Source organism: Nonomuraea fastidiosa (assembly GCF_042751225.1).
Classification (GTDB): domain Bacteria; phylum Actinomycetota; class Actinomycetes; order Streptosporangiales; family Streptosporangiaceae; genus Nonomuraea; species Nonomuraea fastidiosa.
Genome location: NZ_CP170570.1, coordinates 5,701,186 through 5,716,533, shown reverse-complemented (window position 1 = coordinate 5,716,533; position 15,348 = coordinate 5,701,186). Strand labels below are relative to the sequence as shown.

The following is a 15,348-nucleotide window of genomic DNA, read 5'->3' as shown; positions in this document are numbered from 1 at the left end:
CTGTCCAAGGGGTCGGCGCTGACCCTGACGTCGAGGCCGCGGGTGAGCGTGCCGAGCGCCTCCAGGGTGGGCGTCTTGCCCGTCGTGCCGTCGTCGAGCACGCTGAGCAGCACGTCGAGCTGCTGCTGGGCATCGCGGGCGGTGGCCGTCAGGTGTCCGAGCGACTGCGCGGCGAGCGCGGGGGCGGCTCGCTGCAGGGCCGCCTCGGCCGCCATGGCCTGCACGAGGACGACGCTGAGGGCGTGGCCGACGGAGTCGTGCAGTTCCAGAGCGAGCGACTGGCGGCGGCCGAGCTCGTCGATCAGCTGGGACGGCTCTGAGCGCAGCAGCCGGCGCGCGGCCCAGCGCTGGCCGAGACCCGCGGCGACCATCGCGGCCAGCACGACGGCGGCGAGCAGCAGCACCTCGGCCACCTCACCGGAGGCGTCCGCCACGCCCGCGGGAGCAGCCCGGGAGACAGGGCCAGCACGGCCGCGCTCAGCGTCGCGCCGACGTACAGGTGCAGGCTGGTCAGGGCCACCAGGTAGAGGCGGTCACCGCGCTCGGGCACGACGACGTCGAGCAGATCCGACAGCGCGGCCACCTCCAGACGGCGCGTCAGCGGCAGCATCGCGAGCAGCACCGAGGCGGGCAGACATGCCGCCCACAGCACCAGTACGCGTCCCGGCGTCAGCGCGGTCAGGATCAGCAAGCCGAGCGCCGCGGCGACCGGGGACAACAGCGCAGCGCCCAGCAGCTGGTAGACCCCGGCCCGCACGGCCTGGGTGAGGTGGCGCTTCACGTGGCCCGACCCTAGCCGACGCCCCCGGAAGTGCCCTCCCCCGGCAGGGGGAGATGGCAGCGGAGCGGTCGCCGGGTCATCGTGTTCCCGGGCGCGCGGCCGGGAGCCTGCCGCCGTCCCGTGCCGGTAAGCCAGGCGGTCTCGGCCTGGTGGAACGCGTCGAGCCCGGCGGGCTCGACGCCTGGTCGGTCTCCGGTCAGGCTCAGGTCAGGGTCGCGGCGCGGGCGGCGAGGATGCCGGCGCGGGCGAGCTGGACCTGGCGGGCCTTGCGGGCGGCGTACCAGAGCACCGGGGCCAGCGTGGCGTGCACCGTCAGCACGTCCTCCACCTCGGTGCCCGCGCCGTCGGGGGTCAGCCGGAACCGGTAGACGAGCCGCACGCCGCCGGGGCTGTCCACCTCGCCTTCGACGCTGTCCTCGGTGGTGCGCAGCGTCACCTCGATCAGGTTGTCGTACGTGATGAAGCCGAGGAAGCGGAAGCGCTCCACCGACACGTACCGGGTCACGCCGGGCTCCTTGCGCACGTCGCGGACCGCCACCACGAGCGGTGACAGGCCGATGTAGCTCGACGGCTCGCTGAGATGCGCGAGCACCGCGGGCGGCGGGGCAGGGACGTGGAAGACGTTGCTGAACGTCGTACTGGGCATGGTTCTCCTCTGCTTGCAAGTATTCCGTACGCGCTGGCCCCGCCCGGCCGCCACTGGTTCGCCGCCGCTAGCTCGCCGCCGTGGCGGAGGCGACGTTGCCGCCGGAGAGGATCGCGACGACCGGTCCCGGCGGCAGGGAAGCCCGGTGGGCCAGGTAGGCGGCCGTGGCGACCGCGCCGCTGGGCTCGGCACGCTCCCCCAGCTCGCGCAGGAGCAGGGCGGCGGCGGTGTCGATGGCGTCCTCGGTCACGGTCACCATGTCGTCCACGTACCGGTGGATGTGCTCCCAGGCCAGGGCGCCGAGGACGGGGGCGCGCAGCCCGTCGGCGCGGGTGCGGTAGGTGAGCTCCACCGGCCAGGCCGTACGCGTGCCGGAGCGGAAGCTGGCCGCCCCGTCGGCGGCCAGCTCGGGTTCGACGCCGATCACCCGGATCGCCGGGCAGGTGGCCTTGACCGCCACCGCGATCCCGGCGAGCAGGCCGCCGTTGCAGACGGGCACCAGGACCGAGCCCGCGTCCGGCAGGTCCTGGACGATCTCGGCTCCGGCGCTGCCGTGCCCGGCGATGACGTCGAACGCGTCGGAGCGGATGATCGCCGCGCCGAACCGGTCGGACAGCGCCAGGCAGGCGTCCTCCCGCAGGGCGGGCGGCACGATCACCACCTCGGCGCCGAGCCGGCGCGCGGCGCTCACCTTCAGCTCGGGTGCGGTGTCCGGCAGGACGACGGTGGCCCGCACCCCCTGCTCGGCGGCGGCGTAGGCGATGGCCTGGGCGTGGTTGCCCGACGACTGCGCGATCACGTGCCGTACGCCGTGCCGGGCGAGCCGGACCACGGCGTTGACCGCGCCGCGGACCTTGAACGAGCGGGTCGGCTGCCGGTTCTCCGGCTTGACCCAGAGCCGCTCGCCGGGCAGCCGCAGCAGCGGGGTGCGCCGCACGTACGGCTCGATGCGGGCGCTCGCCGCCTGGACGTCGCCTGCGGTGACGAGCCCCGTGCGCACCGCGCTTTCCACGTTCACGCGCTCAGCACCCTCTCCTGGATGGCGTCCAGGTCGGCCGCGGCCTCCGCGGGCGGCGCGGCGTCGGGAACGCGGTCTTCCAGGTGGTGCAGCGGCCGGTACCACAGCCCCAGCAGTCCCCAGATCACCAGGAAGACGCCGCTGGCCAGCAGCACCGCCGCCGCGCCGCCGCCGGGCCCGCCGGCGAACCGCCCGGCCCACTCGGCCAGCGGGTCGGCGGCGAGGAAGCCGATCGGCTGCATCGCGGTGGCGATCATGATGTTCACCGCGAGCACCCGGCCCTGCAGCTCCTGGCCCACCTTGACCTGGATGATCGACAGCCAGTGGGCGTTGCCGATGCTCATGCACGCCAGCCGGATGAACAGCCCGGCCGCGACCAGCCACACGACCGGCCACGCGCCCATGAGGATGACGCCGACGCCGGACCCGGCGACGAAGCCGATCATGCCGGTGGCCCGCCGCCGGGTGCCGCCCCACACCATCACCACGCCGGTGCCGATGGCCGCGCCGACACCGCCCACGGCGGTCACCACGCCCAGGTCGGCCGAGGTGCCGATGGCCAGCACGATCGGGGTGACGAGCACCCACATGAGGGCGGTGCAGAAGTTGACCACCGCGAAGTAGAGCGCCATCACCAGCAGCGGCCGCCGCCTGCGCAGGAACCGCCAGCCACCGGTGAGCGCCGCCGTGAACGTCTCCTCGCGCCGGTGGAAGAGCCGGTCGGGGAAGCGCACCAGCAGCAGCGTGATCACGCCGACCGCGAACGTGGCCACGTCCACCGCGACCACCGCCGACAGCCCGAACAGGCCGATCAGCGCGCCGCCGGCGAGCGGCGCGACCACGTTGCCGATGCCGAAGCCCACGTTCGCGAGGGCGTTGGCCTGTGGCAGGTACGGTTTCGGCACGAGCTGCGCGACCGCCGCCATCCACGCGGGCTGCTGGAACGCCGACACGATCGAGGTGACGCCGACGATGAGGCAGACGTTCCAGAACTCCAGCCGCCCGGTGACGAGCAGCAGCACCAGCGCCACCATGGTGAGCCCGGACAGCGCGTCGCAGGCCAGCATGATCGTGCGCCGGTCGATCCGGTCGGCGAGCGCGCCGCCGAGCGGGGTGAGCAGCACGGCCGGGATCTGCGCCAGCATCGTGACCAGCGCCAGGTCCAGGATCTCGCCGCTGAGCTGGTACGCCCACACGCCGAGCGCGAACGAGCTGAGCGCCGTGCCCAGCGCCGAGACGATCTGCCCGGCGGCGACCGTGTAGAAGGGCCGCAGGTTGGTGCGCTCGGGCGGGCGCACCGGGTCGGGCAGGTCGCCGGCCGTCCAGCGGGTCAGGTGGCCGAGCACCAGGGCGGCCAGGGGTGCCGCCTGGTGGCGCAGGAAGTAGTGTCCGGCCCTGGGCAGCACGGCCCGCTCCACGCGGGGCGAGAACGCCGCCCACTCGGCGTGGCGCTCCTCGTGGAGCTGGGTGGCGCGGTCACGCTCCCCGACGAGGCTGAGTATCGGGGCGCGCAGCGGCGCCGCCTCGCCGGTCAGCTCGCGGGTGAACCACTCCTGCGCCTGGTCGGCGTCGTGCCGCATGGCGCGTACGGCGGTGCGCTTGGCGGCCTCGTCCATGTCGTCGAGCAGCCCGCCGGAGGCGCGCAGCGCGTCGCGGAACATCCGGTCCGACACCCAGCGGTCGCCGCCGAACAGCCGCCTGATCGGTCCGGGCAGCCGTGCGGCGGGGAAGCTCGCGGCGGCGATCACGCCCAGCACGTGCACGCCGTCCGCCTCCAGGCGGCGGGCGAGTGCGACGGCGAGCGCGGAGCCCACGCAGTGGCCGTAGATCGCGACCGGTCCTGACGCACTCCGCGCCACCTCGGCGGCCAGCCTGTCCGCGAGCTCTTCCAGCGGCAGCGGCCGTTCGTCGGGGCGGGCGGGGTCGTGGCCGGGCAGCTCGGCGGAGAGCACCTCCACCCGGTCGCCCAGCTCCTTGGCCAGCGGCTGGTAGACCGCCGCCGAGCCGCCGCCGTACGGCACGCACACCAGCGTGAACTCGCTGGCCCGCCCGCCGCCCAGGCGATGCAGCAGCCCGCCGCCGGTCTCGCCGCCGTCCTCGCGGCCGAGGAACGCGGCCAGCTCGGCGACGGACGGCCGGGTGAACAGGTCGATCACCCGCAGCCCGCGGCCGATCTCCTTGACCGCGCGGACCGCGGCGAACGAGTCACCGCCGAGGGCGAAGAAGTCGTCGTCGGTCCCCACCCGCTCCACGTCGAGCACGCGGGCGAAGACCCCGGCGACCAGCTCCTCCTCGGGGGTCGCGGGCGCGGCGTACGCGGCCCGCTCGGCCACCGGCTCGGGCAGCGCGGCCCTGTCGATCTTCCCGTTCGGGTTGAGCGGGAGCCGGTCGAGCGCCACGACGTGCGCGGGCACCATGTAGTCGGGCAGCCGCTCGCGCAGCGCCGAGCGCACGGCCGCGGCCTCCACGGTCGCGGGCGTGACCCACGCGGCGAGCTGCCTGGCCTTGCCCTCGCCGACGGGCAGCACCACGGCCTCGGCGACCTGGGGCAGCGCCCGCAGCGCGGTGGTGACCTCGCCCAGCTCCACGCGGTAGCCGCGCACCTTGACCTGGTCGTCCACCCGGCCGCGGAACTCGATCCGCCCGTCGGAGGTGAGGCGCAGCAGGTCGCCGCTGCGGTAGCAGCGTCCGTCCCCGGTCAGCGGGTCGGGGACGAACCGTTCGGCGGTCAGCTCGGGCCGGCCGATGTAGCCGCGGGTGACGCCGGGACCGCCGACCACCAGCTCGCCGGGCACGCCGGGCGGCACGGGGCGCATCGCCGCGTCCACGAGGTGGCCGTGCACGCCGGGCAGCGGGCGGCCGAGCGGCACGATGCCGGTCCGCCGGTCGGCGGGGATCTCCTCGGTGTCGCACACCAGGCAGATCATCGTGGACTCGGTGTGGCCGTAGTGGCTCTGGATGCGCAGCCCGGGCCGGGCGGTCCTGGCCCGCTCGACCAGGTCCCACGGGCACGCCTCACCCGCCAGGATCAGCAGCTCGCGCGGCAGCACGGCGGCCAGGTCGCCGCCCGACGCCAGCAGCTCCAGGTGGCTCGGCACGCATTTGACGACGTCCACCCGGTGCCCGGCGAGGTAGCCGGCGAACGCGGCCGGGTCCATCGCGGTCTCGCGCGGCACCAGGTGCACCGTGCCGCCCGTGGTCAGCGCGCCGAACACGCAGGTCAGGCCGAAGTCGGCGGCGGGCGTGGAGACCACGGCGAACGACCCGCCGGGCACGCCGATGCGCGGCAGCATGCCGCCCAGGTAGTTGAGCACGCCGCGGTGCTCGGCGGCCACCGCCTTGGGCGTGCCGGTGGAGCCCGACGTGAAGATCACGTGGTGCAGGTGCCCGGGCCGTACGTCCACGTCGGGCCGGGTGTCCGGCAGGGACGGCGGCCGGTCGAGCGTCAGCACCCGCCTGCCGTCCCCGATGAGGGGCGCGAACTCGCTCACCGTCACCACGGCCCGCACTCCGGCGGCCTCCAGCATCGCGGCGATCCGCGCCGCCGGGTAGGCCGGGTCCATCGGCAGGTAGCCGCCGCCCGACTTCTGGATGCCGAACAGCGCGCACGCCAGGTCCGCCCCGGGTTCGAGCAGCACGCCGACCGGTTCGTCCGCTTGCACGCCGGCGTCCAGGAGCCAGTGCGCGATCCGGTTCGCGGCCGACTCCAGCTCCGCGTACGTCAGGGCACGATCGGCGCCCACCACCGCGAGGGCGCCGGGGGTCTCGTCCACCCAGCGCTCGATCAGGTGGTGCACCGCCCCGGCGGGCGGCTCGGGCGGCGGCCCGCCGTCGATGACGGGCCCTGTCACCGGCTCAAGCGGCACCGCGCCCACGGGCGCGTCCAGGTCGGCGAGCAGCCCGTCGAGCAGGGCCGTGTACCAGCGGGCCAGCTTTTCCGCGGTCCCCGGCTCGAACAGGTCGGTGCGGTACGCGAGCCCGCCGCGCAGCGGCGCGCCGGGACCCTCGTCGATGACGTGCCAGCTCAGGTCGAACTTGGTGGTCTGCTCCGGCAGCTGGATCTCGGACGACTCCAGGCCGGGCAGCTCCGGCCGCGCCACGCCGGAGATGTAGTTGAGCATCACCTGGAACAGCGGCGTGGCCGCCAGGTTCCGCTCCGGCCGCAGCCGGTCCACCACCCGGTCGAACGGCGTGCCCGCGTGCGCGAGCGCGCCAAGCGCGGACTCTCGGGCGCGGGCCAGCAGGTCGCGCCCGGTCGGGTCGCCGCCCACGTCGGTCCGTACGACGACGGTGTTGAGGAAGCAGCCCACCACGCCTTCGGTGTCCGGGTGGTCGCGGCCGGAGACCGGCACGCCGACCGCGATGTCCGCGCTCGCCGACAGCCTGGCCAGCAGCGCCTGCAGCCCGGCCAGCAGCACGATGAACGGCGTGGAGCGGTAGGCGGCGGCCACCGCCCTGATCCGCTCGCTCAGCCCGGCCGGCAGTTCCAGGTCGAGCGCGGCGCCGCCGGGGCCGGGCACGGCGGGGCGCGGCCGGTCGGCGGGCAGGTCGAGCACCGGCGGCAGGCCGTCCAGCCGCTCGGCCCACCAGTCCAGGTCGGCCGGGTCGGGGACCGGCGAGACCTCGGCGTACTGCGCGGGCGGCGGGCCGAGCGGCGGGCGCAGGCCGAGGCGGGCGGCGTACAGGCCGGACAGCTCGTCGAGCAGCAGGCCGCGCGTCCACGCGTCGGTGGCGATGTGGTGGAAGGTGAGCGAGAGCACGTGCTCTTCGTGATCGACGGTCAGCAACGTCGCGCGCATGGGCGGCTCGCGGTCCAGAGCGAACGGGGTCGCGAGGTGCGCGGCCAGCACGTCCTCGACCTCGGACCGGTGCACGCGCTCGGTGGAGACGGGCACCTCGGCGGCGTCCCGCACCACCATCACGGGCTCGGGTCCCGAGTCGTCGACGACGCTGCGCAGGACGTGGTGCCGCTCGGCCAGGTCGCGTACCGCGCCCAGCAGCGCCTCCTCCCGCAGCGGGCCGCGCAGCCGCAGCGCGATCGGGACGTTGTAGGCGCTGCTGTCCGGTTCGAGCTGCGCCAGGAACCACAGCCTGGCCTGCACCCCGGACAGCGGCACCGGCCCGTCCACCGGCGCGCGCCGCGCCCGCGCCGCGGCGGCGGGCTGCGGGAGCGCGGCGGCCAGGTCGGCCAGCACCGGGTGCTCGAACAGCAGCCGCACCTGCACCGCCGCGCCCAGCCGCTCGCGCAGCCGCCCGGCCACCCGGGTCGCGGCGAACGAGTGCCCGCCGAGCGCGAAGAAGTCGTCGTCCGCCCACACCTCGGTGAGGCCGAGCACCTCGGTCCAGATCTCGCCCACCAGGCGCTCGGCCGGGGTGCCGAGCGGCACCCGCACGGCGGGCGCGGCCTCGGGCTCGGGCAGCGCGGCCCGGTCCACCTTGCCGTTCGGGGTGAGCGGCAGGGCCTCGAGCACGCCGATCGCGGCCGGCACCATGTAGTCGGGCAGCCGCTCGCGCAGCGCCGCCCGTACCTCGGCCGCGTCCACCGTGGCCGGGGTCACCCAGGCGGCCAGGCGCCGCTCCAGGCCGGCGCCGACCGGCTGCACGTACGCCTCGGCGACCTGCGGCAGGGCTCGTAACGCCGCGGCGACCTCGCCCAGCTCGACGCGGAAGCCGCGCACCTTCACCTGGTCGTCGACGCGTCCCAGGAACTCGATCAGCCCGTCCTGGGTGACCCTGACGCGGTCGCCGGTGCGGTACCAGCCGCCGGTGAAACGTTCGGCGGTGAGGTCGGGGCGGCCCAGGTAGCCGCGCGCCACGCTGGGCCCGCCGATCCACAGCTCCCCCGGCACGCCGGGCGGCAGCGCCCGTCCTGACGGGTCGGCCACCCGGCACACCACGTCGGCCAGCGGCCGCCCGAGCGGCGCCCGTCCGGGGGCGCTCTCGTCCGCGTCGCAGGCCAGCACGGACACCGTGGTCTCGGTGGGTCCGTAGTGGATCTGCACCTCCAGGTCCGGCCGCGCCTGCCGGACGCGCGCCACCAGGTCGGCGGGCACCGCCTCGCCGGCCAGGATCAGCAGCTTCTCCGGGAGCGCGGCCGTGCCGAGGAGTTCGAGCTGGCTGGGCACCATCTTGATCGCGTCCACCGGCTGCTCTGCCAGGCGGGCGGCGAACGCGGCCGGGTCGGTGGCCGTCTCGTGGTCGATCAGGTGGAGGGTGGCGCCCGTGGTCAGCGCGCACCACACGTTCGTCATGCCCAGGTCGGCGGCGGCGGTGGAGACCAGCGCGAACGAGGCCAGCCCCGCGGGGAGGACCCCGGCCACCGCGCCGAGGTAGTGGGTGATGTGCCGGTGCTCGACCGCGACCCCCTTCGGCCGCCCGGTCGAGCCCGAGGTGTAGATCACGTACGCCAGGTGCTCCGGCCGCACGTCCACGCCAGGACGTTCGGCGGAGGCGTCCGCGGCGGCGGCGAGCTCGGCCTCGGTGAGCACGATCCGCGCCCCGGCGTCGGCCACCACCGCCTGGTTGCGCCGCTCCGGATAGACCGGGTCGAGCGGCAGGTAGGCCGCGCCCGCCTTGAGCACGCCGAGCATGGCGACCACCAGCTCGGGCCGCCGCTCCAGCAGCACGCCGACCGGCTCGTCAGGGCGCACCCCGCGCTCCAGCAGCCAGTGGGCCACCTGGTTGGCGCGGCGGTCCAGCTCCGCGTAGCCGAGCGTGCCGACCGCGACTGCGTCGGGGCTCGCGTCGGCCACCCGCTCGACCAGCGCGTGCAGCGGCACGTCCACGGGCAGGTCCGCGGCCGGGCCGCGCAGGTCGTCGCCGGCCGGCATCCGCACGGGCGCGTCCGGGTCGGTGAGCATGCCGTCGAGCAGCTCCAGGTACCAGCCGGCGAGGCGGCGCGCGGTCGTCTCGTCGTACAGGTCGCTGCGGTAGCGCAGCTCGCCGGTGAAGCGGGTGCCGTCGTCGCCGAGCTCGATGTTCAGGTCGAACTTCGCGGTCGGCGCCTCCAGCGGCACCTCCTCGACCCGCAGTCCGGGCAGCGTGATCGGCGCGCCGGTGTCGTAGACGTTGAGCATCACCTGGAACAGCGGCGTGACCGCGAGGTTCCGCTCCGGCCGCAGCCGCTCCACGACCCGCTCGAACGGCGTGCCGGCGTGCGCGTACGCGTCCAGCGCCGCCGTACGGGCCCGCTCCAGCAGCTCGGCGCCGGTCGGGTCACCCGAGGTGTCGCCGCGCACCACCAGCGTGTTGACGAAGCAGCCGACGACCCGCTCGGCGTCGGGGTGGTGACGGCCCGCGTGCGGCACGCCCACGGCGATGTCGTCCATGCCGGACAGGCGGCTCAGCAGCGCCTGCAGCCCGGCGAGGAACACCATGAAGGGCGACGTCCCCGGCACCGCGCGGACCTTCGCCGCCAGCGGCTCGGGCACCTCCAGCGGCACCGCCGCGCCCTTCCATCCGGGCACGGGCGGGCGGGGGCGGGCGAGCGGCAGGTCGAGCACCGGCGGCAGGCCCGCCAGGTACCCGGCCCACCAGTCGAGGTCGGTGTCCTGCCGTCCGGCCTCCCACGCCGCGACGTCCGCGTACTGCAGGGCGGGGGCGTCGGGGGCCGGTTCCAGGCCGAGGCGGGCGGCGTACAGGCGGGCGAGGTCGTCCAGCAGCACGCGCTCCGACCAGGCGTCGGTGGCGATGTGGTGCAGGGTGAGCGCGAGCACGCACTCGTCGTCGGCGAGCCGGAACACCGTGGCCCGCATGGGCGGCTCGGCGTTCAGCCGGAACGGCCGCCAGGCGTGCCCGGTCAGCTCCCGCTCCAGGTCGGCCGGGTCCACGTCCACCACGGGCACCGGCACGGCGGGGACGGGGCGTACCCGGCCGTCTTCGATGACGCCGCGCAGGATCCAGTGCCGCTCGGCGAGGTCGGCCACCGCGCCGGTGAGCGCGGCGAGGTCCACCGGGCCGCGCAGCCGCAGCGCCAGCGGCACGTTGTAGGCGGGCGTGTCCGGCTCGAGCTGGGCCAGGAACCACAGCCGCTCCTGGGTCGGCGACAGCGGCATGTCCGTGGCCCGCGTCACGGGGATGCCGGGGGCCGCCTTCTCGGCCTGCTTGAGCGCGGCGGCGAGCCTGGAGCGGACGAGCCCGGCGATCCGGTCCTCATGTACCTCGGTCATCCCTCGTTCCCCTCCATCAGCTCGGCGGCCAGCAGCTCCTCCAGCGCGGCGGCGAAGTCGGCGAGCACCGGGCGGTCGAACAGCAGCCGCACCGGCACCGCGACCTGCAACATCTCGCGCAGGCGCGCGGCCACCCTGGTCGCGGCGAACGAGGCGCCGCCGAGGGCGAAGAAGTCGTCGCCGGCCCAGACCTCGGGCCGTTCGAGCACCTCGGCCCAGACGGCGGCCACCAGGCGCTCGGCGTCGGTGGCGGGTGCGACCCGCTCCTGCCCGGGTCCGGTGTCCGGCTCGGGCAGCGCGGCGCGGTCCACCTTGCCGTTGGGCAGCGTGGGCAGGGCCGGCAGCGTGACCCAGCGGCGCGGCACCATGTGGGCGGGCAGCTTGGACGTGGCGTGCCGCTGGATCGCGGCCAGGTCCGCCGTCTCCGGCGCGACGTAGCCGACCAGGTGGGCGTCCGCGCCCGTGCCCGCCACGGCTACCGCGACCTCGGCGAGCTCGCGCAGCACGGCCTCGATCTCGCTCGGCTCGATCCGGTACCCGCGCACCTTCACCTGGTGGTCGCGGCGGCCGTGGAACTCCAGCGTCCCGTCAGGCCGCCACCGCGCCAGGTCGCCCGTCCGGTACGCGCGGCCGCCCGGCGTGAAGGGGTCGGCCACGAACGCGGAGTCGGTCAGGTCGGGCCGTCCCCGGTAGCCTCGGGCCACGCCGGCGCCGCCCAGCAGCAGCTCGCCGACCTCGCCCGGCGGCACCAGCCGCAGCCGCGCGTCCACCACGTACGCCCGCTCGCCCGGCATCGGCGACCCGATCGGCACCCGGTCGCCCTCATGCGTGCGCACCCGGTGCAGCGTGGAGGTGACGGTGGTCTCGGTGGGGCCGTAGGCGTTCCACAGCTCACCGGCGCGGAGCAGGATCTGCTCGGCCAGCGCCGGGTCCAGGGCCTCGCCGCCGACCACGGCGCGCAGCGCCGGGCCGCCGGTCCAGCCGGCCGCGAGCAGCATCCGGTACGAGGTCGGCACCAGGTCGATCACCGTGGCGCCGCTCGCGGTGATCAGCTCGGCCAACGCGTGCCCGTCGGTGGCCGTGGTCCTGTCCACCACCACCGACGTGCCGCCGGCGGTCAGGACGCACCACAGCTCGGAGGCCGAGGCGTCGAAGCTCAGCGGCGCGACCGCGGGCTGCACGTCATCCGGGCCGAGGCGGAGCGCGGTGATCATGCCGTGCACGAGGGCGGACAGGCCGCCGTGGGTGACCTCGACGCCCTTGGGGGCGCCGGTGGAGCCGGAGGTGTAGATGACGTACGCCAGGTCGCCGGAGCGCACCTCCGGCAGGTCGGCGCGCGGTCCCTCGGCGAGCAGGTCCGCGTCGAGCGTCGCCGCCGCGGAGGGCGGTTCGCCGCGGGTGAGCACCACGCGGGCGCCCGCGTCCTCGGCCAGCAGCCGCAGCCGCTCCTCCGGCAGGTCCGGGTCGAGCGGCAGATACGCCGCCCCGGCCCGCCACACCCCCAGCAGCACCGCGGGCAGCATCCGGTCCCTCGGCACGCGGACGCCGACCACGTCGCCCCGCGACACCCCGTGCGCCAGCAGCCCGGCCGCGATCCGGTCGGCGCGGTCGTTCAGCTCGGCGTGGCTCAGCGTCGCGCCGTCCGGGCCGATCACCGCCGTGCCCGTCGCGTGCGAGGCGAGCGCCACCGGCACCGGCGGCAGGTCGCCGGGCAGCTCGGGCCCGGCGGCGCGGGCGAGCAGCGCGGCGCGTTCGTCCGGGGTGACCCGCTCGAACGCGGAGATCGCCAGGTCCGGCTCGGCCACCGCGCCGCGCAGCAGCCACAGCAGCCGGTCGAGGTACGCCTCGGCCTGCCGCCTGCCGAGCAGCGCGAGCGCGTACTCCAGGTGCAGCTCGGAGCCCTCGACCGTGCGGTTGACCAGGACGCTGAACTCGTGCACCGCCGCGCCCGAGCCCACCTCGGTCAGCAGGTCCAGGCGTCCGGCACGGACCGGCACCTCGCCGTGCTGCATGGCCAGCAGCACCGGTGCGCGGGGCAGGTCGGCGGGCGGGACCTCCTGGTGCACCAGCGCCCGTGTCGCGGCCTCACCGGCCTGCCTGACCAGATCGCGGAAGGTCGGCGCGGCGTCCGGGCGCAGCCGGACCGGCACCGTGTCGATGAGCGGTCCGACGACCCTGGCCAGCTCCGGTGCGGCACGGCGCGCGGCGACCATGCCGATCAGCGTGTCCGGCTCCCCGGAGGCCAGGGCGAGCGCGGCCAGGTACACCGCGTACGGGGTCGTGCCGCACGCGCGGGCCAGCGCCGCCACGCCATCGGTGAACTCCTCGGGCAGCGGCCTGACCACCCGGTCCGTCGTCAGGTCGGCGGGCGGCGGGCCCGCCACCGGCGCCCCCTCCAGTTCGGCGCGCCAGAACTCCCGCAGCCCGTCGAGGCCGGGCCGGTCCTCCTGCTCGCGTACCGCCACGTCGCCGAGCTGCACCGCGGGCTCGGGTACGGGCTCGCCCGCCAGCTCGGCGGCCAGCTCCTCCATCAGCACGCCGACGGAACCGCCGTCGAAGGCGAGGTGGTCCGTCACCAGCACCAGCTCGGCCGTGTGGTCCCCCGCAGGGCAGAGGCTCGCGCGCAGCAGCGGCACCTCGGTCGTCACGTCGAACACGTGCTCCGCCGCGGCCCGCGCCGCCTTCACCGGGTCCGTGCCCGCCGGGTGCTCGGTCAGCGGGACGGCGGCGGGCGGGTGCACGATCGCGTACGGGACGCCGTCATCGCCGACGGCGACCGTGCTGCGCAGGGACTCGTGCCTGCGGACGACCGCGTCCAGCGCCGCGCGCAGCGGCCCGCTCCCGTCGAGGTCGCGCACGCGCAGCCGGACCGACACCGTGGTGACCGGGCTGCCCGGGTGCAGCTCGCGCAGCGTCCAGAACTCGCGCTGGGTGGCGGTGAGCGGGTGGCGGGTCGCGCCGGTCCGCCGCACCGGGGCCGAGCCCGGCTCGCGCAGGCGCGCCGCCAGCCCGGCCGCGGTCGGCTCGGTCAGGAACGCCGCAAGCGGCACGGTGTGCCCGAGCCGCCGCGACAGCTCGGTCACCACCCGGGCGGCGGCCAGCGAGTGCCCGCCCAGGTCGGGGAACCGGTCGTACACCCCCACTTCGGGCAGGCCGAGGACGTCCGCGATCACCTCGGCCACCTGGCGCTCGTCGTCCGTGCGCGGCGCGACCGGCGCCTCGCCTCCCGTACGCGCGGGGCGCAGCTTGGGCAGGGCCGCGCGGTCCACCTTGCCCATGGGGGCGATCGGCAGCTCGTCGGTCACGCCGATCCTGGCCGGGACCAGGTAGTCGGGCAGCCGCTCGCGCAACCAGTCGCGCAGCTCGGGCTCCGTCGCACCGGGGGCCTCCACGTGCCCGACGAGGTAGGCGATGCCGTCGTCGTCGGTGTGCGCGAGCACGACCGCGCGGCGCACGGCGGGGTGACGTTCCAGCGCCGACTCGACCTCGCCCAGCTCCACCCGGTAGCCGCGGATCTTGACCTGGTCGTCGGCGCGGCCCACGTAATGCAGCTCGCCGTCCACCCAGCGGACCAGGTCGCCGCTGCGGTAGACGCGGGAGCCGTCCGGCTCGGTGCGGAACGCGTCCGACTCCTGGCCCAGGTATCCGCGGGTCACGCCGGGACCGCCGATCCACAGCTCGCCCACGTCGCCGTCCTTGACCGGCCGGCCGTCGGCGTCGCGCACGCTGAGCACCGCGTTCGCCATGGGCCCGCCCAGCGGCGGTTCGCCCTGGTGGCCGCGGGTCACCTCGTACAGGGTGCTGCCGGTCGTGCACTCGGTGGGGCCGTACATGTTGAGCACGCGGCGCACGCCGGGGTTCTCGAAGATGCGCGCCACCAGGGCGGCGGTCAGCCGCTCGCCGCCGGACAGCACCATGCGCACGCCCTCGGGCAGCGGCTCGCGCAGCAGCACTGACAGCGCTGACGGGACGCCGAAGACCGTGCGCACCTCGTCGCGGGCCGGCAGCGTCGGCAGCGACAGCACGTTATCCGCCATGATCACGGTGCCGCCGGCGGACAGCGGCGTGAAGATCTGGGTGATCGAGGCGTCGAAGCAGATGGAGGAGCCGGCCAGCATGCCGCTCAGCTCCTCGGCCGTGTAGGCGGACGCCTCCCAGCGCACCAGGTTCAGCGTGTTGCGGTGCTCCACGACCACGCCCTTGGGGCGGCCGGTGGAGCCGGAGGTGTAGATGACGTACGCGGCGTCGGACGGCTCGCCGGGGACCTCGGGCCCGCGCTCGGCGGGTGTCGTGTCGTCGACGAGCACGGTGTCGGCGCCGGTCAGCGACGCGGTGCCGCGCCGGGCCGCCGAGGTGACCACCACGCCCGCGCCGGAGTCCTCGGCCATGAAACGTAACCGCTCCGCCGGGTAGGCCGGGTCCAGCGGCACGTACGCGGCCCCCGCCTTCAGCACCCCGATCAGCGCCGGCACCAGCCACTCGTCACGGTCCAGGCAGATCCCCGCGAGGTCGCCGCGCCCGACGCCTCGCGCGGCGAGTGCGTTGGCGATCCCGTTGGCCATGCGGTGGACCTCGGCGTAGGTCAGCCGGGTCGTGCCCGCGACGACGGCGACGCGATCGGGCGTGCGCCGGCACTGCGCCTCCAGAGCCTCGTGGAGGCGGCCGGGCATGTCTGTGGGAGGGCGGTTCGCGCCCGTCACAGGGGGGTTCATGTGTCCTCTTTCCAGCAGGGGTC

At 75.7% G+C, this 15,348-nt stretch carries 5 protein-coding genes and 1 pseudogene; all 6 read right to left on the bottom strand.

The genetic code is table 11. From position 1 onward, the window contains the following. Nucleotides 1-152: 152 nt before the first annotated feature. Nucleotides 153-371, bottom strand: a pseudogene (locus tag ACFMQL_RS26330) (histidine kinase); the annotation flags it as partial. Next, nucleotides 302-781, bottom strand: a complete 480-nt coding sequence (locus ACFMQL_RS26325) for a hypothetical protein (protein WP_378787512.1) — start codon at nt 779-781, stop codon at nt 302-304. The pseudogene ACFMQL_RS26330 and the gene ACFMQL_RS26325, both read right to left, overlap by 70 nt. A gap of 202 nt (nt 782-983) precedes the next feature. Beyond that, a complete protein-coding gene (locus ACFMQL_RS26320; protein WP_364055706.1) occupies nt 984-1,427 on the bottom strand; it encodes an SRPBCC family protein in 444 nt (147 codons plus the stop codon). A gap of 67 nt (nt 1,428-1,494) precedes the next feature. Next, the gene (locus tag ACFMQL_RS26315; protein WP_364055709.1) at nt 1,495-2,445 is read right to left on the bottom strand and encodes a pyridoxal-phosphate dependent enzyme; all 951 of its coding nucleotides are present in this window, start codon (nt 2,443-2,445) and stop codon (nt 1,495-1,497) included. Further along, a complete protein-coding gene (locus ACFMQL_RS26310; protein WP_378787509.1) occupies nt 2,442-10,613 on the bottom strand; it encodes an amino acid adenylation domain-containing protein in 8,172 nt (2,723 codons plus the stop codon). Before ACFMQL_RS26310 ends, ACFMQL_RS26315 begins: the two co-directional genes overlap by 4 nt. Continuing rightward, on the bottom strand, nt 10,610-15,325 hold the full coding sequence (locus tag ACFMQL_RS26305; RefSeq protein WP_378787507.1) for an amino acid adenylation domain-containing protein: 4,716 nt from the start codon (nt 15,323-15,325) through the stop codon (nt 10,610-10,612). Before ACFMQL_RS26305 ends, ACFMQL_RS26310 begins: the two co-directional genes overlap by 4 nt. Nucleotides 15,326-15,348: the final 23 nt, after the last annotated feature.